At 45.5% G+C, this 20,439-nt stretch carries 17 protein-coding genes; 12 read left to right on the plus strand and 5 right to left on the minus strand.

The window, feature by feature from the left end; translation table 11 throughout:
* Positions 1-36: 36 nt before the first annotated feature.
* Genes MWG26_RS03625 through MWG26_RS03640 form a run of 4 tightly spaced genes read left to right on the plus strand, consistent with a single transcriptional unit; the run spans position 37 to position 4,884 of the window.
* Entirely contained in the window at positions 37-1,533 is a 1,497-nt protein-coding gene (locus tag MWG26_RS03625; RefSeq protein ID WP_117441068.1) for an ABC transporter ATP-binding protein, read from the plus strand.
* A gap of 6 nt (positions 1,534-1,539) precedes the next feature.
* Positions 1,540-2,595 carry an ABC transporter permease gene (locus MWG26_RS03630; RefSeq protein WP_240285616.1) on the plus strand — a complete coding sequence of 352 codons (1,056 nt, stop codon included), beginning with the start codon at positions 1,540-1,542 and terminating at the stop codon, positions 2,593-2,595.
* Positions 2,596-3,513, plus strand: a complete 918-nt coding sequence (locus tag MWG26_RS03635; RefSeq protein WP_240285617.1) for an ABC transporter permease — start codon at positions 2,596-2,598, stop codon at positions 3,511-3,513.
* Positions 3,514-3,525: 12 nt separating this feature from the next.
* On the plus strand, positions 3,526-4,884 hold the full coding sequence (locus MWG26_RS03640; RefSeq protein WP_025654707.1) for an 8-oxoguanine deaminase: 1,359 nt from the start codon (positions 3,526-3,528) through the stop codon (positions 4,882-4,884).
* A gap of 113 nt (positions 4,885-4,997) precedes the next feature.
* On the opposite strand, the gene MWG26_RS03645 is transcribed toward MWG26_RS03640, so the two are convergent.
* The gene (locus tag MWG26_RS03645) at positions 4,998-6,230 is read right to left on the minus strand and encodes a 6-phosphofructokinase (RefSeq protein ID WP_025654708.1); all 1,233 of its coding nucleotides are present in this window, start codon (positions 6,228-6,230) and stop codon (positions 4,998-5,000) included.
* 273 nt (positions 6,231-6,503) lie between these two features.
* On the opposite strand from MWG26_RS03645, the gene glf reads away from it, so the two are divergent.
* The 3 genes from glf to MWG26_RS03660 all read left to right on the plus strand — a co-directional run bounded on the left by glf (position 6,504) and on the right by MWG26_RS03660 (position 8,947).
* Complete coding sequence (gene glf, locus MWG26_RS03650) at positions 6,504-7,601, plus strand: UDP-galactopyranose mutase (protein WP_025654709.1); 1,098 nt, start codon at positions 6,504-6,506, stop codon at positions 7,599-7,601.
* 15 nt (positions 7,602-7,616) lie between these two features.
* The gene (locus tag MWG26_RS03655; RefSeq protein WP_025654710.1) at positions 7,617-8,024 is read left to right on the plus strand and encodes a GtrA family protein; all 408 of its coding nucleotides are present in this window, start codon (positions 7,617-7,619) and stop codon (positions 8,022-8,024) included.
* 200 nt (positions 8,025-8,224) lie between these two features.
* Positions 8,225-8,947, plus strand: a complete 723-nt coding sequence (locus MWG26_RS03660) for a protein kinase family protein (RefSeq protein ID WP_025654711.1) — start codon at positions 8,225-8,227, stop codon at positions 8,945-8,947.
* A gap of 301 nt (positions 8,948-9,248) precedes the next feature.
* Here MWG26_RS03660 and MWG26_RS03665 read toward each other — a convergent pair whose 3' ends face one another.
* Together MWG26_RS03665 and MWG26_RS03670 are read right to left on the minus strand one after the other, a co-directional pair.
* Positions 9,249-10,508 carry a Glu/Leu/Phe/Val family dehydrogenase gene (locus MWG26_RS03665; protein ID WP_025654712.1) on the minus strand — a complete coding sequence of 420 codons (1,260 nt, stop codon included), beginning with the start codon at positions 10,506-10,508 and terminating at the stop codon, positions 9,249-9,251.
* Between the two features lie 28 nt (positions 10,509-10,536).
* Positions 10,537-11,820, minus strand: coding sequence for an aspartate aminotransferase type Ic (locus tag MWG26_RS03670; RefSeq protein WP_025654713.1), 1,284 nt, complete (start codon positions 11,818-11,820; stop codon positions 10,537-10,539).
* A 121-nt stretch (positions 11,821-11,941) separates the two neighbouring features.
* On the opposite strand from MWG26_RS03670, the gene MWG26_RS03675 reads away from it, so the two are divergent.
* Both MWG26_RS03675 and MWG26_RS03680 read left to right on the plus strand, forming a co-directional pair.
* Positions 11,942-12,910, plus strand: coding sequence for a LysR family transcriptional regulator (locus tag MWG26_RS03675; RefSeq protein WP_117441070.1), 969 nt, complete (start codon positions 11,942-11,944; stop codon positions 12,908-12,910).
* Positions 12,911-13,118: 208 nt separating this feature from the next.
* A complete protein-coding gene (locus tag MWG26_RS03680) occupies positions 13,119-14,993 on the plus strand; it encodes a PEP/pyruvate-binding domain-containing protein (protein WP_025654714.1) in 1,875 nt (624 codons plus the stop codon).
* Between the two features lie 20 nt (positions 14,994-15,013).
* On the opposite strand, the gene MWG26_RS03685 is transcribed toward MWG26_RS03680, so the two are convergent.
* Complete coding sequence (locus tag MWG26_RS03685) at positions 15,014-15,985, minus strand: LysR family transcriptional regulator (RefSeq protein ID WP_025654715.1); 972 nt, start codon at positions 15,983-15,985, stop codon at positions 15,014-15,016.
* A gap of 231 nt (positions 15,986-16,216) precedes the next feature.
* Between MWG26_RS03685 and MWG26_RS03690 the strand changes: the two genes are divergently transcribed.
* Positions 16,217-16,888 (plus strand): AroM family protein, encoded by a 672-nt coding sequence (locus MWG26_RS03690; RefSeq protein ID WP_044926357.1) that lies wholly within the window; start codon positions 16,217-16,219, stop codon positions 16,886-16,888.
* A 49-nt stretch (positions 16,889-16,937) separates the two neighbouring features.
* Positions 16,938-18,536, plus strand: coding sequence for an OPT/YSL family transporter (locus MWG26_RS03695; RefSeq protein ID WP_025654717.1), 1,599 nt, complete (start codon positions 16,938-16,940; stop codon positions 18,534-18,536).
* Between the two features lie 41 nt (positions 18,537-18,577).
* Here MWG26_RS03695 and MWG26_RS03700 read toward each other — a convergent pair whose 3' ends face one another.
* Complete coding sequence (locus MWG26_RS03700; RefSeq protein ID WP_025654718.1) at positions 18,578-19,510, minus strand: LysR family transcriptional regulator; 933 nt, start codon at positions 19,508-19,510, stop codon at positions 18,578-18,580.
* Positions 19,511-19,648: 138 nt separating this feature from the next.
* Between MWG26_RS03700 and MWG26_RS03705 the strand changes: the two genes are divergently transcribed.
* Entirely contained in the window at positions 19,649-20,437 is a 789-nt protein-coding gene (locus tag MWG26_RS03705; RefSeq protein WP_240285620.1) for a carbon-nitrogen hydrolase family protein, read from the plus strand.
* Positions 20,438-20,439 lie beyond the last annotated feature (2 nt).

Consider the following 20,439-nt stretch of genomic DNA (forward strand, 5'->3'; position numbering starts at 1 on the left):
TCTTCTTTTTTATAGAGAATAGTTGAGGTGACAACGGTGTTAGCTGTAGAAATGAGAAATATTACAAAACGTTTTGGGAGTTTCACTGCAAACGACCAGATCAACTTTTTGGTGGAAAAAGGGGAGATACACTGTCTGCTTGGAGAAAACGGTGCGGGGAAAACAACTCTCATGAATATACTGTTTGGTTTATATAAGGCAGATGAAGGATCCCTGAAAATAAATGGAGAGGATATCGTAAAGCATTCAGCAAAGAAAGCATTCCAATGTGGGCTTGGCATGGTGCATCAGCATTTTATGCTCGTAGATGCACTGACAGTGTGGGAAAATGTAGTTGTAGGGAATGAACCGGGCAGATTTGCGATTGACAGAAAGACAAGCATTCAGCAGGTACAGCAAATTTCAGACTGTTATAATTTCGGACTAAATGTAGAAGATAAAGTCTCGGAGTTGTCCATAGGCATGAAGCAGCGTGTTGAAATACTGAAAACACTTTATCGGGGGGCAGAAATCATTATTTTGGATGAACCGACTGCTGTGCTTACGCCTCAGGAAGTGGAACAGCTGCTGGACATTTTCCGGGACATAAAAAGGCAGGGAAAAACCATTATTTTTATTACACACAAATTAAATGAGACAAAAGCGGTCTCTGACTCTGTTACAGTTTTGCGGGGAGGAAAATCAGTATTTAGTGCGGCTACAAAAGATGTGGACATAAAGACTCTTGCGAACAAGATGGTCGGCCATGAGGTTGCTTTTAATCTAAAACGGCTTCCGAATGATATTGGAGAGGCTGTTGTTTCTCTCAATCAGGTACGTATTTTAGACAATGCTCAAGAGACAGTATCATTTGATATTCATGCAGGAGAGATTTTGGGAATTGCCGGTGTAGAAGGAAATGGCCAGATGCAGCTAGAGGAAATTCTGATGGGATTTCAAAAATGTAAAGAGGGATCCATAATAATCAAAGGGGATGATGTAACAAAATGGTCCACTAGAAAACGCTTAGAGAAGGGGATCAGCTATATTCCATCGGAAAGACATCAAAGGGCAATACTAACTAACTTTTCAATTTTGGATAATTATTTACTGGGAAATCAATATAATAAAAAGTTTGTAAAAAAGGAACTGATTAATTATACATACTTAAACAAAATGGTATCAGCATCAATGAAAAAATATGATGTACGTGCGATAGACGAGAAACAGACTGTTGGTTCCTTATCAGGCGGAAACCAACAAAAAATGGTTCTTAGCCGTGAAGTGGAGAAAAATTCGGATTTTGTGCTTGTTTGTCAACCGGTACGTGGGTTGGATATAGGTGCCATTCATTATATTCATAAAATATTATTAGAATTAAGAAAACAAGGGAAAGCGATTTTATTAATTTCTGCAGAGCTGACAGATATTTTTCAGCTCAGCGATAGAATTGCGGTATTATACAAAGGTGAAGTGATGGCTCTGAAAAAGAATGAAGAATTTACGAAAGAGTCCATAGGTCTTTTAATGGCTGGACAGAAAGGCGGGGAATAAATGGGGGTGCAGGAAAAAAGAAAAAGTCATTTGATGCTGCCTGATCTGCAAAATTTATTGCTGTCAGCCATTGCAATCATCTTATCTTTATTTATAACAGCGGCTATTATGTTAGCTTCTGGATATCACCCGATTGAGGCTTTTCGGGCATTACTTGATGGCGCTTTTGGCTCTCGAAATTCGATGGCTACAACGTTGGGCAAGACCATACCATTAGTGTTTGTGGGTTTGGCATGTGCATATTCCAATAAGGGCGGGCTTTTTAACATTGGCTGTGAAGGACAGTTGTATATTGGAGGACTTGCGGCAACAGTCACAGCTTTGCAAATGCAGGGTATGCCCAGAGTCCTGGTATTAGCAGCATCTTTTACTGCGGGGATGTTGGCTGGCGGGCTTGTCGGCGGGGTGAATGGTTTCTTAAAAGCGAAATTGAATATCAATGAAGTATTAGTAGCAATCATGCTGAACTATATCTTAAAGTTTTTTGCCAGTTATTGTGTACATGGCCCCTTACAGGATCCAGAGTCCAGTGTGGCACAGACTACTGCGATTGGGGAGAATTATATGCTTACAAAATTAGTGCCTAAATCTCAGTTAACTACAGCTGTTTTGATCGGAATCCTATTGGCTGTCTTATTATATCTTTTTTTTAATAAAACAAGGGCGGGATTCAATATCAGGGCTGTTGGAGAGAATGGTACGGCAGCGCAGGCATCTGGTATTGGAATGATACGTACAGTGATTATGACGATGGCTGTGAGTGGTGCATTAGCTGCACTGACAGGTATTACGGAAGTATTTGGAAAAACAGGGAAATTTGTGGATGGTTTTTCACCAGGTTATGGCTTCACCGGTATTGCAGTGGCAGTGTTAGGACGAAATCATCCGTTAGGCGTGCTATTGAGCGCACTTCTGTTTGGAATCATGGAATCCGGGGCAATGAAAATGAGCTACATAGCAGGAGTATCTACCAGTATGATTAAGGTAATGCAGGGGCTGGTGATCCTGTTTGTAGCAACGCCTGAACTTGTTTCTTTCATAAAGGGAAAGGGGGCAAAATAGGTGGATAATTTGGAACAACTCATTTCTATGAATATGCTGCTAGTGACGTTGAGAATGGCAATTCCTCTTATTCTGGCTTCCATCGGGAGTGTGATTTGTGAACGCAGCGGGATCATAAATCTTGGCATTGAAGGTATGATGCTGGCTGGCGCTTTAGGTGCGGTGATCGGGACCTCTATATTTCAATCGCCATGGATGGGAACATTAGCTGCTATTTTGATGGGAGGAGTATTTGGTCTGATTCATGCAGTTCTTTGTATCCGATACCATACAAATCAAGCCGTTAGTGGTGTGGGAATAAATATTTTTGCTTCTGGATTGACAATTGTTCTATGTAAAGCAATCTGGGACAAAGAAGGATTGAGTGGAGAAGTTGCGCAGATTCCAACCGTGACGGTTCCTCTTTTACATAAGATTCCAGTGATCGGTCCACTATTTGAAGAGCAGTCCCCGTATTTGTATATCACTATATTGATCGTAGCCATTTCATGGTATGTGATGTATCGTACAAAAGTGGGCCTGCGTCTTCGTACAATAGGTGATCATCCGAAAGCGGCGTCTACTGCCGGGGTAGATGTTACGAAATATCGTTATGTAGCAGTGATAGTATGCGGAATGTTATGCGGTTTATCCGGTTCCTTTTTGTCGATCGTGCAAAATAATCTTTTTGTAAAAGAGATGGTTGCGGGAAGAGGATACATAGCTCTTGCAGCGACAATTTTTGGAGGCTGGAATCCACTGGGATCTTTTTGGGCAAGTATGTTGTTTGCTTTTTCACAGGCACTTAGAATTACGCTTGACTTGAATATACCGGAACAATTTCTGCAAATGCTTCCATACCTGTTGACAATGTTTGTTCTGATACTTGCAGGCGGAAAAGCAAAGGGGCCACAGGCCTCAGGTGACATCAAAGACTAGAGAGTGAGTAATATGGAAAAGGAAAGTATTCTTATTAAAAATATAAAATGTCTTGTTACATGTGATGAGAAGGATCATGTATTTACTAATGTGAATATGTATATAGAAAAAGGTAAAATTTCTTATATCGGTTCAGAGAGCAGAAAAGCGAAAAAAATTATTGATGGAACACATTTTGTGGTTTATCCTGGTTTAATAAATACACATCATCATTTGTATCAGATATTTAGCCGTAATCTTCCAGAGGTTCAGCACATGGAGTTGTTTCCGTGGCTGCGATATTTATATGAAATATGGAAAAATATTGATGAAACAACGATATATTATGCCACGTTAATTGGTGCCGGTGAGTTGATGAAAAATGGCTGCACAACTTGCTTTGATCATCATTATGTATTTCCGGAAAACGGAAAGCATCTGATTGAAAGTCAATTTGAAGCGGCAAATAAGCTGGGAATTCGTTTTCATGCATCAAGGGGGAGCATGGATCTCAGTCAAAAGGACGGCGGACTTCCTCCGGACACGGTAGTGCAGACAACCTCAGAAATTATAAAGGATTCCCAAAGATTAATTGAGCGGTATCATGACGTTTCGGAAGGATCCATGCGGCAGATTGCGTTAGCTCCCTGTTCTCCGTTTAGTGTTTCAGAAGATCTAATGAAAGAGTCTCAGCAGCTTGCAAGAGGCTTTGGCGTGCGCCTTCATACACATTTGGCAGAAACGCGGGATGAAGAGTGCTATATGATGGATAAAATGGGAATGAGACCATTAGAGTATATGGAAAAACTGGATTGGCTGGGATCGGATGTATGGTTTGCACATGGAATTCATTTTAATGACAGGGAACTGGAATTGTTAAAATCAACGGGTACCGGGATTGCACATTGTCCGATTTCAAACATGAAATTATCCTCAGGGGTTGCCCGGATTCCCGAGATGCTCCGTCGGGGAATCCGGGTTGGCCTTGCAGTTGACGGCAGTGCCAGTAATGATGGATCCAACCTTTTGGAGGAAATGCGGGCAGCATATTTGCTGCATAGACTGCAGGCAAGCTCTGATGCACCAGATGGATATGAGATTCTGAAAATGGCAACCAGAGGTGGCGCAGAGATTCTTGGGCGTAAAGATATAGGGAGTCTTGAGATTGGAAAGCAGGCAGACTGTTTTATGATCGATATTCGGAAATTGGAGTTGGTTGGAGCGCTGGAGGATGCAAAATCCATGCTTGCTACAATTGGGTATAAACAGCCGGTCGATTATACGCTTGTGGCAGGCAAAATAACGGTGAGCGAGGGAAAGTTGACTGCTTTGGAAGAAGGGCGGTTAATTGAGGACGCAAATCAAGTTTCGAAAAATTATTTGTGTAATTAACATGTTTAATATAGCGGAACACATGCGGAAATGTATGGCTGTTCAATAGAAAAAGGAGGAAAATGAAAGTGTTTCATTTCCTCCTCTTTTCTGGTACCAATTCTAAACGGATTTTATATTGGCCGGAACAGATGGCGTGGGATTCCGTCTACAACGATCGGAGAGACATCGCCCTGTATCAGCGGACGCACGTAGTTGAGGAATTCCTGGGTTACGTAAGTGCCCTCTTTGTTTACCCAGTTTCTCGGGACGAGCTTTTCATCATTTGCTATTTTGTGTACGTCTTTGACCTCTGTGCCGCTCTGATATGGGTCATCGGAGAGCCGCTGCAGGACGACCATTTTGCCGGAGTCGCCTTCATCTGCAGCTTTTACCGCCGCACCGCCTACCTGATACGCTTCCAGGATGTCCACGCGGGATGCACAGTGGGATGCGGAACGCTGCAGGCTGCTCAGTTCTATTGTACGGGTCTTGCAGCCGACCTCACCTGCGATATAGCTAGCAAGATAGTTGGCAGTGCCGGAGAGCTGTTTGTGTCCAAATGCATCTACGAAGTCGATGCTCTGTCCCAGCTCGCATACATAACGGTTGTCCTTGAGCCGGATACCTTCGGAAACGGCAATGACAACAGAGGGTTTCCTGGCGAGCAGTTCACGGACCTTGGCGCCGAAAGTCTCAATGTCAAAAGGCAGCTCCGGAAGATAGATCAGGTCGGGACCTGCGCAGTCCTCGCCTTTTGCAAGCGCAGAAGCGCCTGTCAGCCAGCCGGCATTGCGTCCCATGATCTCTACAATAGATACGAGTCCCTTTTCGTATTCCAGGCAGAAGCTGTCGCGGATGATCTCTTTCACAGATGTGCCGATATATTTGGCGGCGCTTCCATAGCCCGGGGTGTGGTCTGTGAGTGCCAGGTCATTATCAATCGTCTTGGGGCAGCCCACAAAGCGGGTGGGATGTCCTGTGACAATGGCGTAGTCGGATAATTTTTTAATAGTATCCATGGAATCATTTCCGCCGATGTAGATGAAAGCTTCGATTTCGAGTTTATCCAGAATCTGAAATATCTTGTCGTATACATCCATGTTTTCGTGAATCTCCGGGAGTTTATAACGGCAGGAACCGAGAAATGCCGCGGGAGTTCTCTTGAGTAATTCCGCATCCAGTTCAGTTTTAATAAAATCTGCCATATCTATATATCTTTCCTGCAGCAGGCCTTGAATCCCGTGCAGCATTCCGAATACTTTTTTGGCTCCGCGGTCCTTGGCCGTGCGGTATACTCCTGCGAGGCTCGAATTAATTGCTGCTGTTGGTCCGCCGGACTGGCCGACGATTACATTTCCTTTCATGTCTGTTACCTCCGTCTCTCGATTATAGTAGTTTTCGCTTCTGATAAAGAAAACGATTTATATCCATTTTAGTGCATAATGACCAATTTGTAAACGAAAAAATATAATAAGTTGTGGAAATGTGCAAAATAATTACGCGGATTGGGACTGCAGATTGTGGAATGCCTGGGTTTATGAAGGCATTCTATGTACAGAATGCCCTGAAAATGCTATAATATTGGACAAAGTAAGAAAAGTCCCAATAAAAAGGACTTATATTTAGGAGGAGAACAAATGCATCAGTATGACTATCTGGTAGTGGGGGCAGGTCTGTACGGCGCTGTGATGGCCCGCGAACTGAATAAAAGAGGAAAGAAGTGCCTTGTGATTGACAGACGTGACCACATAGCAGGAAATATTTACTGTGAAGACATAGAAGGGATTCACGTACACAAATATGGAGCTCATATTTTCCACACATCCAATAAAAAAGTATGGGAATATATGAACCAGTTTGCTGAGTTTAATCATTATATTAACTCTCCGATTGCAGTTTACAAAGATGAGCTGTACAACCTGCCTTTTAACATGAACACATTCAGCAAGATGTGGGGGATCCGGACTCCGCAGGAAGCGAAAGACATGATCGCAAAGCAGGTTGCGGAGACAAATATTACAGATCCCCAGAATTTGGAGGAGCAGGCTTTGTCTCTGGGGGGGCGTGATGTCTATGAGAAGCTGATCAAGGGGTATACGGAAAAGCAGTGGGGGAGAGACTGCAGGGAGCTTCCGGCATTTATTATCAAAAGACTGCCGTTTCGATACACCTATGATAATAACTATTTCAACGACAGGTACCAGGGGATTCCAATGGGGGGCTATACGGCTGTTGTTGAAAAGATGCTGGAAGGAATCGAAGTCAGAACCGGAACAGACTTTTTTGCATTTAGAAAAGAAAACCCGGATATTGCGGCGAACATCATTTTTACCGGCATGATAGATGAATATTTTGAGTACAGACTCGGGGCGCTGGAATACCGTTCTGTGCGTTTTGAGACAGAGGTGCTGGACTGTGACAACTATCAGGGCAATGCGGTGGTGAATTATACAGAGCGGGAAGTTCCCTATACCAGAATCATAGAGCACAAGCATTTTGAATTCGGTAAACAGGAAAAGACCGTGATCTCCAGAGAGTACTCCTCAGAATGGTCTGTAGGAATGGATCCTTATTATCCGGTTAATGACGAAAAAAATAACAGCCTGTTTGAACAGTACAAAGAGCTGGCGGCCCGGGAGAAGAATGTGATATTCGGGGGGCGGCTCGGAGATTATAAGTATTATGACATGGACAAGGTCGTGGAAGCGGCCTTAAACAGACTGGAAGAAATGTAAGGGCAGGCGCATAAGATGAATAATAAGAAGACAAGCCTGTGGCAGCAGATTACCAGGTTCGCGGTGGTCGGGGGAAGCGCGTTTCTCATCGATTACGGGATTATGATTTTATTGACGGAACTGTGCGGGATCAATTATCTGATTTCCAGTGCAATATCGTTTACGGTCTCTGTGATCTACAATTATCTGCTGAGTGTCCACTGGGTATTCAATGTAACAGGAAACAGAAGCCAAAAGCAGGATTTTGTGGTATTTATCATCCTGAGTATAGTCGGGCTGGGGATAAATCAGTTAATCATGTGGATCTGTGTGGATAAACTGGGGATATTCTATATGATTTCCAAGATCGGAGCAACCGCTATTGTAATGGTTTATAATTTTATCACCAGAAAGATATTTCTGGAGAACGGAAAAGAAGAGTAGTGGGCAAAAAGTTACTGCGTATGGCTCATAGGCCGTGAATAGTAACGGCAAAAATGCAGGCACAATAGTGCTTGCATTTTTTGTGCAGATCAAGTAAGATACAAGTATTCTGATAGATCTGATTTTACATTTCAAAGTTTCATTCACCATCGGTTCTGATAAATATCTCCATCAAGGAAACACTGCAGAAAGGAGTATGATTGATTAAGGAAAGAAAATATGATGTAATTAAATTCATAGAACATAACGGAAAATGCCGCGTGGTTATGGACTGCATTGCGGGCAGGCTGCTGATATACAGGCTGCAGGATACAGACAGGCTGACGAAGGAAGCTGTATTTGAATGGCTCACAATGCTTGTGGGAGAATTGGATAAGTACCACAGATGCAAAAGGGAACAGTGCTATCGGTATCTGAATCCATACAGCGTCCTTGTAACAGCTGAAAATAAAATATTTCTGCTGGATCTGAGTGCGGCGAGCAATGGCTTTGTCCTGCAGAATATGCAGAAGCCCGCTATGCGGGAGCATTTTGTGAAACCGGTTATCCAGATCAAAGAGAACACCAGGCTTTCTATGGATCTGTACAGCCTTGGAAAAACAATGCAGTTTACACTGGCCCGTGCAGAGCCGGTGATCACTCTCTCAAGAAGGGAAGAATACCTTCTGTCTGGAATTATTGAAAAGTGTCTCGGTGAAAATCCCAAGAAAAAATATGTTGATTTGAAAGAAGTTCTGAAACAATTACCCAAAGTGAGCAGTATAAAGAATGAGATACAGAAGAAGATGATGAAAAAGAGCGTGCTTATTATAGCGGCCATCGTAGTGCTTTTGACGGCTGTATGGGCAGGCAAAGCGCTTGCATGTACCGGCGATGTGGGAGAATCCGGCAGGGAGGCCATAGAAGAGACGGTATATAGGTAAGGGAGAAAAGCGTGGTAAAACAGATCGATCAGAAAAAGTTCCTGTAAAAGGGAGGATGCCGGGTAGTCGCTTTTGCGGCTCCCGGCATGTATTATGAAAAAGTTTATTCAAATAGTATTGCACCTGTTGTCGAATGTCAGTATCAAATGTTTTATTCTTCATTTGATATATTTAGTATATTCAAAAGAAATGAAGAAAGCATGAGTAGAAAATGAAAGTTTTTTTAATGATAAATGAACAAACTATGAACAAACGGAAGGGGCAGTTTTGATTCCGCCCCGTTTTTGGTTCTATTTAGATTTTACGGCCAGATTGCTCTTGCTTTTTTTGCATCCACTACACGTTTTACTGCAATCAGGTATGCGCCTGTACGAAGCGTTGTATGTTGCTGCTCTGCGATATTCCATACGGCTTCAAATGCGGGATCCATAATGTTTTTCAGCTTTTCGTTTACCGTTTCTTCTGTCCAGCTTACGGATTGGATATTCTGTACCCATTCAAAGTAAGAGACTACAACACCGCCGGCGTTTGCGAGGATATCCGGAACAATGACAATCCCTTTGGCATTCAATGTTTGGTCTGCTTCCGCGGCGATCGGGCCATTGGCGGCTTCTACGATGACGTCTGCTTTGATCCGGTCTGCATTAGAGGCGTTGATCTGGTTTTCCAGTGCAGCTGGAATCAGAACTTTGACATCCAGTTCAAGCAGTTCTTCATTGGAAATGCGGCTTATTCCGTCTTCACTGTAATCTTTCAACAGATTTCTGCGGTCTTTGGACAGGTATTCGAGGATGGCCGGGACATTCAGGCCGTCCTCCTTGTAGATTCCGCCGGATACGTCGCTGACGGCCACTATTTTCATGCCTTCTTTGTAAAGGAGTTTTGCAGTTATGCTTCCTACATTACCCATTCCCTGAATGGCCGCGGCTGCTCCATTCGGATCCTGGCCCAGCTTCTTGAGGATGTTTTTGGTGGTGAACATTACGCCGCGGCCTGTCGCCTCGTTACGCCCGAGCGCGCCCCCGAGTTCAATTGGCTTTCCGGTAACAACGCCATGTACACAGTGGCCCTTTAACATGCTGTAGGTGTCCATCATCCAGCCCATGACGGCTGCATTGGTTCCTACGTCCGGAGCCGGAATGTCCTGTTCCGGTCCGATCAGCGGGGCGATAGCGGCGGTAAATCTTCTCGTGATGGCACGGATTTCATTTTCAGATAACTTATTCGGGTCACAGACAACGCCGCCCTTGCCGCCGCCGTAGGGGATGTTGACAACAGCACATTTGAAAGTCATCCAGGCCGCCAGTGCCTTAACTTCATCTAGGTTTACGGCCGGATGAAAACGGATACCGCCTTTGGCAGGCCCTCTGGAAGTAGAGTGCTGGATGCGGTAGCCCTCAAAAACATGAGTGGTTCCGTCATCCATTCGAACCGGAATTGCTACCTTTAACTCTCTTTCAGGATATTTGATTGCTTCAATGTCGCTGTCCGAGTACCCCAGAATGTCGGCAGCTTCTTTTACTACTTTTAATACGTTGTCATAAGGATTATACTGTCCCATAACGATTCTCCTTTTCATGAACTAAAAATTAATCGGGTTTCATTATTTTTTCGATTCCGGCAATTTTTACACAGATGGTAAAGATATCCATTGCCTTTTCCAACTCCTCAATGACGGGATAGGTTGGGGCAATACGGATGTTGCTGTCCTTCGGATCTTTTCCGTAAGGATATGTGGCCCCTGCTTCTGTCAGTGTAACGCCTGCAGCCCTGGCCAAATCTACGGTGCGTTTGGCGCAGCCCGGAAGCGTATCCAGGGATACGAAGTAACCGCCTCTCGGAGTACTCCAGGATGCAAGGCCGGTTCCGGACAGGTTCTGCTCCAGCTTATCGAGCACCATATCAAATTTGGGCCTTAATTCTTCCGCCAGCTTTTCCATATGAATTCTAATATTTTCGGGTGTTTTGAAAAACCGGACATGCCGCAGCTGGTTTAGTTTGTCATGTCCGATGGTCTGTGCCGACATATGCTTTTTCAGTTCTTTTATGTTTTCCGGCCCGGAAGCGATTAGTGAGATTCCTGCGCCGGGAAAGCTGATTTTGGAGGTGGAGAAGAAATAGTATGCTCTCTCCGGGTGTCCGGCATCCATACAGGCCTTTAATATGTCTTTTAATGGGACCTCCTCATATATATGATGTATGCCATAAGCGTTGTCCCAGAAAATTCGGAAGTCGTCTGCAGCGGTATCCATAGACGCAAGCTGATCTACAACGTAATCGCTGTAGCATACTCCCTGTGGATTTGAGTGGAGCGGCACACACCAGATTCCCTTGATGGAGGCATCCTTGCGTACCAGATCCATCACAATGTCCATGTCCGGACCGTCTTCTTTCAGCGGTACAGATATCATCTCGATACCGAGCTCCTCACAGATCTTGAAGTGCCGGTCGTAACCGGGAACCGGGCAGAGAAATTTTACCGGAGTGCCAATATATTTTTGCCAGAGCCAGGGTTTGCAGCCGCCGGTTCCGAACAGACACAGGAAACTGAGTGTATCAAACATCAGGTTCAGGCTGGCATTTCCACCGATTATTATCTGTTCAGGGTTCAGGCCAAGCAGCTCCCCAAAGAGCTGTCTGCACTCGGGAATCCCTTCCAAGATACCGTAGTTTCTGGCATCGGTACCATCGGCCAGGGTATAGTTTTCCATTTTGTTAAGCAGTTTATTGCTCAGGTCCAGCTGTGCGGCAGCAGGCTTGCCTCTCGCCATGTTCAGATTCAGGTTCTGCACCCGGGCTTCCTGATACTGAATCTGCAGGTCCTTCAGTAAAGCATTCAGGTCTTCACTTGAATAGTCTGTGATTGCTTTCATAATCTCCTCCTTCTGGGGTGTTTCTTTTCTTGATTTTATTATAGAAATAGCATAGAATAAAAACAAATATTTATATTTATATAGTTAATATAACCAAATGCTTATGGGATGGAGGAATGGTATGTTCAGCGGAATGAACTATGTGTATGAAGTATATAAAGAAAGAAGCTTTTCCAAGGCTGCGGAGAACCTATATATATCACAGCCGGCGCTCAGCGCCATGATTAAAAAGGTGGAAAACAAGGTGGGAATGCCTCTTTTTGACAGGAGCACCAACCCCATCCAGCTGACAGACTGCGGGAAACGGTACATAAAAACGGCTGAAAAAATCATGGATCTGGAAGATGAGTTTGCCTACTATGTGGGCAATCTGCATGAACTTAAGACCGGGCATCTTTCTGTGGGAGGAACATACCTATTCTCCTCATTTATATTTCCACCTATTATCTCCAGATTCCGTGAGACTTATCCTAACGTAAAGGTAAGCCTTTTCGAGGGGCACACTCCGCTTCTGGAGCAGAAGCTTTTTGCAGGGGAACTGGATATTATTATTGATAACTATCTGCTGGATGAATCTATTTATGAAAAGAAAATCTTCATGGAGGAGCACCTGCTGCTGGCGGTCCCGGCTTCTTTTGACAGCAATAAAAGGGCGACAAAATACCGGCTGAGCGTAGACGATGTGAGGGGAAATGTCCATCTGCAGCCGCAGTTTCCCGGCGTTCCGCTGAAAAAATTTAAGGATGATCCCTTTATCGTACTGCGGGCTCACAACGATACAAGAGAGCGGGTGGAGGCTATCTGCCGGAGGGCGGGGGTGCAGCTGAACTATTCCTTAAAGCTGAATCAGCTGCTGACTACCTATCATCTGACGGAATTTGGAATGGGCGCCTCTTTTGTCAGCGATACGGTTGTGAAGAGCCTGCCTCCGGACGCAGACATTATCTATTATAAAATAGATGACCCGGAAGCTGTCCGGGAGGTCTATCTGTATTACCGCAAGAATAAATATCTGACAAGATGCATGACTGAATTCATGAAAATGGCGCTGCCGGGAATAAAGATCGGGATGGAGCAGGCTGCGGAATAAGGTATACCCAAGGGCACCCCGTAACTCATGCCCTGCGGGCGGGTCTGCAGCATAGCTGCAGAATAAGGTATAACCATATACTTATACCAGCTATAACTTGAAATGATTTGCTATTTCGCCCGGTTTAATTTACACTTAATCTAAGACGAGAATTGATGTGCCGGTAAACCAGGAAGCACAGAGTATTGCGGAAAGGGGGAGTTCTTATATGAATATATGGCAGGAACTGCTTGGCAGGGAAGAGATGACAGAGCAAGAGAAGAAAACGGTATGCAACAGCCTTATGACAAAGGAAGCGCGGATGGAACGGCTGATATTAAAACATTTTTCCACAGAGGATTTCAGAAAGGTGTGGGAGCGCAGGATCGGGGAGGGGCTGATCGGAGGGAAGGCATGCGGGCTTTTAGTGGCACGGAAGCTGATTAAAGTGCGTCTTCCGGAATTCAAAGACTACATAGAACCACACAATTCTTTTTTTATAGGTTCGGATGTATTCTGCAAGTATCTGGAACTGAATGACTGCATGGAACTCAGGGAAAAGCACCGCCGGGAGAAAGAACAATTTCAGGAGGCCGAGGAGCTGAAAAAACGGCTGTTAAACGGTGTATTTCCGGAAGCGATACGGGAAGAACTGAAGAAAGTCCTGCAGCATTACGGAGCTACACCGATCATTGTGCGTTCCAGCAGTTTTTTGGAGGACGGCTATGGGAATGCCTTTTCCGGAAAATACGAATCTATTTTCTGCATGAATCAGGGCAGCGAAAAGGCGCGTCTTGAGGAACTGGAGAATGCGGTGCGCCAGGTGTATGCCAGCACAATGAATCCGTCCGCGATTGAATATAGAAGAAAGCGGAAGCTGCTCGATGCGGATGAGCAGATGGCCCTCCTGGTTCAGAAGGTAGAAGGGGAAAGGTATGGCGATCTGTATTTTCCGGTGGCTGCGGGGATGGGATGCTCCTACAACCCTTATAAATGGATGGAACATATGAATCCAGATGCGGGAATGCTGCGCATGGTAATGGGGCTTGGAACCAGAGCGGTAGAGAGGACCCCGGGGGATTACCCTCGTCTTGTGGGGATGGACCGGGCGCAGGCGAATATCCGGACAACGATTGCAGACCGGCACAAGTTTTCCCAGCGACAGGTAGATGTACTGGATCTCTCTGGGGAGGGACTGTGTACAAAAATGCTGGAAGCGGTCATTCCTAGTCTGACAGACTGGCAGAAGAAGCTGGTCTTAAGCAGGGACAGCGATGCGGAATATATATTGTCCCAGAGGCGGCAGTTCAGAAAGGTATACTTTGCAGACTGCCAGGGCCTGGTTGAGAATAATGATTTTATAAAGATGATGAGGAAGATCCTGAAGATGCTGGAGACAGAATATGAGAGGCCTGTGGATGTGGAATTTGCCGTCAGAAGTCCCGGGGAGGGGGTCTGGAAGGTGAATCTTCTACAGTGCCGTCCGCTGCAGGTGGCTGCGTCCGAGCAGGTTGAGATACCGGAAGGGATTGACGATGAACTCTTATTCGATGTGCGCCGTACTTCTATGAGGCGCTCGAAGAAAGAGTCGCTGGACTGTATTGTCTGGGTGGATCCGCAGGCATATTATGAGCATCCTTATACGAAAAAGCCCGATGTGGGCAGAATGATCAGCTGCATTAACCAGTATTACGAGGAGGAGGATAAAAAACTTATGCTTCTTGTGCCTGGCCGGATCGGAACTTCATCCCCGGAACTGGGAGTGCCGGTTGTCTATGCCGATATCAGCCAGTTCATTGCCATATGTGAAGTGGCATACAGTAAGGCGGGCTACCGGCCGGAGCTTTCCTATGGAAGCCATATGTTCCAGGACCTGGTGGAGGCGGACGTTTATTACGGGGCAATTAACGAGAACAGCAAAACCAGGCTGTATCAGCCGGAATTACTGACCCGTTTCCCAAATGTATTTTCTAAGCTTTGGCCAAAGGAAGAGGAGCTGTCGCATATTATAAAAGTGTATGATGTATCGGGAACCGGCACCAGCCTGCTTTTGGATGCAAAAGAAGGCAGGGCAGTCTGCCGGCTCGGTAAAAACAGCAGATAGTGGCAGGAGAGGAGCGGCAGTCAACGGAAGGCCTCTTTTGCAGCGCTCCCCTGTTCCGGCCCTTCCGCTGTTTGCCTGACCGGGTAAACACCGCCCTTGAGATGATCCATGTTTTCCTGGCATACGGTGAGGAACTGCCGGCTGCTGGGGGCAAAAAAACTGTTTTTCATCCAGGCGAAGTTGAAGAGATGGTAGGATGAAAAATTATGAACATGTATCTGGCTGAGCCGTCCGGCATCGATATCATCCTGCACAACAAAACGGTAGATAAATGAGATTCCAATGTCCTCCATGATCAGTTTTTTGACAGCATTGATGGTTCCGATCTCCACATAGGAATGGAAGGTGTTGATGTCCTGATTATGCGTATGCAGAATTTTCATCAGGTTGCGGTGGGAGTAGGTGTCATTTTCACGAAATACCAGGCGGTATCTGTTGAGTTCTTTGAACTGGACCGTTTTTCCGGCAAGGGGATGTTGGGGGGAACAGACGCAGATTGTCTCTGACTCAAAGAGCTCTACGCTTTCATATTCGTCCGGTGGACAGTAGATATCTGTGATGCAGAAATGGATACGTCCGCTCTGCAGCTGCGTCAGCAGTGCATCCGCCTCGCCGAGATACATGCTGACTTTTTTATTGGGAAAGCGTTTGAGATATTCGGCTACCATGTGAGGCACCAGTGATTCCCCTGTTGTCGTAATGGTACCGATTTTGATCTCCTCCGGTTCCTTCGGATCTGCCTTCAGGCGGTCCGCGATCTGCTGTGAATCGGATCGGACCGTCTGTGCAAATGCACGCAGGAGCCTTCCGTGTTCTGTGAGGTGCAGGCGGCGTTTTTCATCGTAATAAAGCAGTTTGGCCTGGTAATGATTTTCCAGATGCTTGATGTGCTGGGACACCGCGGGCTGCGTAATGTTCAGAACACTTGCTGTCTGTGTATAATTTCTTGTCTCGCATAGGACAAGAAAGGTTTCAAGTTTTAAATCTAACATGGTGAAATCCTTTCTGGGCAGTATATCGTTAAACTCTATAATCTGAACTTATCGGGGTATAAAATAATCTAATTTCATTTTAGTATTTTTATGTGATAAAATCAAGTTAATAACTACATAAGAGCATACAGCAAGGAGGCTTATCTTACAAAAATAGGATAAGTCCCTTTTTGTATAAAAATTGCTATGATGTCTAGGGAAGGAGGATGTAAAGAAAAAGGAGGTGGGTTGATGAAGATTGGAGCGGTTACAATCGGGCAATCACCAAGGGTGGATGTAACACCTGATATTCTGCCGATATTCGGCGAGGGGGTGGAATTGCTGCAGGCAGGCGCACTGGACGGGCTGACAAAGGAACAGATCCGGTCTATGGCGCCTCTGGAAACAGATTATGTACTTGTTTCACGTTTAAATGACGGTACGTTTGCCAAATTCGGAGAAAGTTTTATACTGGATCGGATGCAGAGCTGTATCTCAAGGCTGGAAGAGCAGGGGGCGGTTCTCATCATGCTGTTTTGTGCAGGAACTTTTCCGGACATATTTGAAGCAAAGGTACCGCTTGTGTATCCGGCAAAGATTTTGAATGGTTTGGCTCGGGCATTGAGCAAAAACTCCAACATCATAGTGATAACACCTGATGAACAACAGGTACAGCAGGCATATGACCAGTGGGGGCCGATCATGGAGAAAGTAACTCCCATACCGGCAAACCCCTATGGAGATATGGCTGAAGTGCGGAAAGCTGCGGAAAAGGCAAGGGATATTGACGCGGATCTGATCGTGATGGATTGTATTGGTTTTACAAAAGAGGCGAAAAGCATTGTTTCATCTATCGCGAAGAAGCCTGTCCTGCTCTGCAGGACAACTCTGGCAAGGACCGTCAGCGAAATGTTAGACATTTAAGCAACACAGGTTTACAACTAACAGAGTTTAACACAAAGGAGGCGTTTTAATGAACGAACAAAATAACGGAACACAGGGACAGAAGCATCCGTTAGCGTTAAGCCCGGCGATCTTGATCCTGAACATTATACTTGCAGTTCTGGGTGCGATCATCGGGATGGAGCTGATCGTACGCGTCGGTATCAGCACGAATACGTCCATCGTAGGTGCACTTTTTGCAATTATCCTCTCCAGGATACCGCTTGCAATATTCAAAAAATATAAGAATATCCATTCGCAGAATCTGGTGCAGACATCGATTTCAGGTGCAACTTTTTCTGCGGCGAACAGTCTGATCCTTCCCATTGGTATTCCATACCTGATGGGGGAAATCCAGCTGGTTGTTCCTATGCTGGTGGGTGTGCTTTTAGCAACCATTATCGATGCAACCATACTCTATAAGACTTTTGATACTCCGATGTTTCCAGCAGATGAGCCATGGCCGTCGGGAATTGCGGCTGCAGAGACCATTCTCGCGGTAGTTAATAAGGGCAAAAAAGCAATGCTGCTTATTGTAGGTATGGGAATTGGTATTGTCGGAAAAGCACTGGGAATTCCGACCGACCTTCTCGGCGTTACATGGATCGGTGATATGTGGGCACTGGGGGCATTTGGAGTGGGTGCGCTTGTAATAGGCATCAGTAACGACAATCAGTTTAATATGTCCCAATACTATGTGCCTCACGGTATCATGATCGGGGCCGGCCTTGTAGCTTTGATCCAGGTTGGAATTATGCTGTTCAAAAAGGAAGATGGCAAGAATAGCGTTGCCGGCAAGTTTACAAGCAGCATTGCCGATATGAGAGGGGCGCTTGCCAAAGGCTATATTGCTTATGTTGTAGTTGCTATCGGTCTTGCGGTGGTATCTGGCATGTATGCTGAGATGTCCGTACCGAAATTGATTATCTGGGTAATATTTGCAGCGTTCTCTGCAATCGCATCAGAATTGATCGTAGGGATGTCAGCGATGCATTCGGGCTGGTTCCCTGGATTTGCTACGGCCCTGATCTTCCTGCTTGTGGGTATGATGATTGGCTTCCCGAAGGTTCCGCTGGGAATACTGGCAGGGTATACGGCGGCTACAGGACCGGCATTCTCTGACATGGCGTATGACTTAAAGTGCGGATATATTCTCCGTGGAAACGGTGCTGATCCTGAGTTTGAGCGTGCGGGGAGAAAACAGCAGTATATCGCGGAAATTATTTCATTCTGTGTAGCTTTTGTTGTTGTTCTTGCGATGTTTAATACATACTTCGAACAAGACATGTTTGCACCGGTTTCCCGTACCTTCGTGACAACAATTGATGCCGGTTCCAGTCCTGAGATTGCCAAATGGCTGCTGATCTTTGCGATACCGGGTGCGATTATTCAGTTCATCGGCGGTCCTAAGAAGCAGCTGGGTGTCCTGTTTGCAACCGGACTTCTTGTAGGAACTACGATTACAGGTATCACGGTTATCGTAGCCCTGATATTCAGAATCATCGTTGTGAAGATGAAGGGCGAAGAAGGACAGAGTATCCTGTACATCCTTGGCGCTGGCGCCATTGCGGGTTCGGCTCTTTATAGTTTCTTTACGTCAACCCTGCAGCTGGGAAAAGCGAAAAAATAACCGTCAGACAGATGGTGTGAAAATGGGACGGTCAGTTTTCTTCAGGATAGTGAAGAAAACTGACCGTTATTTTGAAAAATAGAAGAGTTCAGGACTTCTCTGCATACCTCCAGGAACTGCAGATTGCCGCGGGTAAAAAAGCTGTTTTTCATCCATGCAAAGTTGAACATAGAATGGGACGAAAAGTTGTGGATATGTATCTGGCTGAGAAGGCCCTTATCCAGGTTCTCCTGTACGACAAAACGGTAGATAAAGGAGATGCCGACGTTTTCCATGACCATTTTCTGTACAGTATTGATCGTGCCGATCTCAACATAAGATTGGAAACTATCGATATCCTGGTTGTGTGCATGGAGGATCTTCATCAGGTTCCGGTGGGAGTTGGTATCATTTTCCCGGAAAATCAGCCGGTAGCTGTTCAGATCCTCGAAATCGACGGTCTTGCCGGCCAGCGGATGCTCCGGTGAACAGACACAGGTCGTGTCGGCCTCAAAGAGTTCACAGCTCTCATATTCCAGCGGCGGACAATAGGTGTCTATGATACAGAACTGGATGCGGCCGGATTTGAGCTGCTGCAAAAGCGCATCAGCTTCCCCCAGATACATACTGACCTTTTTGTCAGGATACTTTTTCAGGTATTGTGCAACCATATGCGGCACCAGGGATTCCCCTGTCGTGGTCAGCGTCCCAAGCTTGAGTTCATCCGGCTGTTCGGGTTGAATCTTCAGCTTTCGTTCTATAATCTGGGAGTCTGACTTGATCGTCTGGGCGTAGGAGCGGAGCAGTTTCCCATGATCGGTCAGATGGAGCCGGCGCTTTTCATCGTAGTACAAAAGTTTGGTCTTGTAATATCCCTCCAGAAATTTAATGTGCTGCGTGACAGCGGGCTGCGTAATGTTCAGCCTGTTTGCCGTCTGAGTATAATTCCTGGTCTCGCACAGGATCAGGAAAGTATCCAGCTTTTGATCTAACATTTTACATAAATCCTTTCTGAATTTTCTGGTAATTATCCGTATAATCGGAACTTATTAGGCCATAAAATTATATGATTTTATTTTATACAAAAATTGTGGTATTATCAATACAAATGAAAGCCATCGCAAAAATAATTTATGATGGGGAAAGGAAGTGGGAGCGTGCTGAAACTGGGGATTGTGCAGATGTCGGTTTTGGAGGGAAAGGTTGACGAGAACTGCAGTAAGATTAGAAAGGCGGTAGAAAGCCATGCGGCAGGGGATATTGACCTGCTTTGTTTTCCGGAACTGTGCATCAGTGGATATGTTTTTGAAAGTGCTGTACTGTCTGACGGAGAGGCGGCATTTTTTTCAGAATTGGCGGCAGAGTATGAAATAGCTATTTTGGCAGGGATCCATATGCCCGAGGGAGATAAACATTATGATACGGCCTGCATCTGGGACGAAAAGGGAGAACTTCTGGCAGAATACAGGAAGATCCACCTCTGGGATACGGAAAATGATTTTTTTGAAAAGGGGGACGAACTTGTTACAGTGCCCTTCAAGGGCTGGAATATCGGTATGCTGATCTGTGCAGATCAGGGGTTCCCGGAGGTCTCCACGCCGCTGGCGCAGAAGGAAGGTGCGGATGTCATAATATATCCGAGCGCATGGGGCGTTGGGTGGGAAGATTTATTTACCACGTGCAGCAAGATGAGGGCTGCGGAGAATCAGGTATACACAGTTTCTTTGAACAGGGCATCGGGAGATGTACAGTACTGCGGCAATTCTACCGTGTCCAATCCGGACGGGAGCACGCTTATGCGGCTTTGCACTACGGATGAGGCCTATGCGAGAGTCGTATTGGAAAAAGAAAAACTTGCGGAAGCAAGGAAAGGCATTCCCTGGAGGGATATGAAGAGGTATGAGGTTTACAACAAACTATAAAG

The organism is Faecalicatena contorta (genome assembly GCF_022835095.1).
Taxonomy (GTDB): Bacteria; Bacillota; Clostridia; order Lachnospirales; family Lachnospiraceae; genus Faecalicatena; species Faecalicatena contorta.

What these genes read in the sequence shown, in the direction of transcription:
- MWG26_RS03640 (WP_025654707.1), top strand. Translation starts at nt 3,526, where the DNA reads ATGGAAAAGGAAAGTATTCTTATTAAAAATATAAAATGTCTTGTTACA.
- MWG26_RS03645 (WP_025654708.1), bottom strand. Translation starts at nt 6,230, where the DNA reads ATGAAAGGAAATGTAATCGTCGGCCAGTCCGGCGGACCAACAGCAGCA.
- glf (WP_025654709.1), top strand. Translation starts at nt 6,504, where the DNA reads ATGCATCAGTATGACTATCTGGTAGTGGGGGCAGGTCTGTACGGCGCT.
- MWG26_RS03655 (WP_025654710.1), top strand. Translation starts at nt 7,617, where the DNA reads ATGAATAATAAGAAGACAAGCCTGTGGCAGCAGATTACCAGGTTCGCG.
- MWG26_RS03665 (WP_025654712.1), bottom strand. Translation starts at nt 10,508, where the DNA reads ATGGGACAGTATAATCCTTATGACAACGTATTAAAAGTAGTAAAAGAA.
- MWG26_RS03670 (WP_025654713.1), bottom strand. Translation starts at nt 11,820, where the DNA reads ATGAAAGCAATCACAGACTATTCAAGTGAAGACCTGAATGCTTTACTG.
- MWG26_RS03675 (WP_117441070.1), top strand. Translation starts at nt 11,942, where the DNA reads ATGTTCAGCGGAATGAACTATGTGTATGAAGTATATAAAGAAAGAAGC.
- MWG26_RS03680 (WP_025654714.1), top strand. Translation starts at nt 13,119, where the DNA reads ATGAATATATGGCAGGAACTGCTTGGCAGGGAAGAGATGACAGAGCAA.
- MWG26_RS03685 (WP_025654715.1), bottom strand. Translation starts at nt 15,985, where the DNA reads ATGTTAGATTTAAAACTTGAAACCTTTCTTGTCCTATGCGAGACAAGA.
- MWG26_RS03690 (WP_044926357.1), top strand. Translation starts at nt 16,217, where the DNA reads ATGAAGATTGGAGCGGTTACAATCGGGCAATCACCAAGGGTGGATGTA.
- MWG26_RS03695 (WP_025654717.1), top strand. Translation starts at nt 16,938, where the DNA reads ATGAACGAACAAAATAACGGAACACAGGGACAGAAGCATCCGTTAGCG.
- MWG26_RS03700 (WP_025654718.1), bottom strand. Translation starts at nt 19,510, where the DNA reads ATGTTAGATCAAAAGCTGGATACTTTCCTGATCCTGTGCGAGACCAGG.
- MWG26_RS03705 (WP_240285620.1), top strand. Translation starts at nt 19,649, where the DNA reads ATGATGGGGAAAGGAAGTGGGAGCGTGCTGAAACTGGGGATTGTGCAG.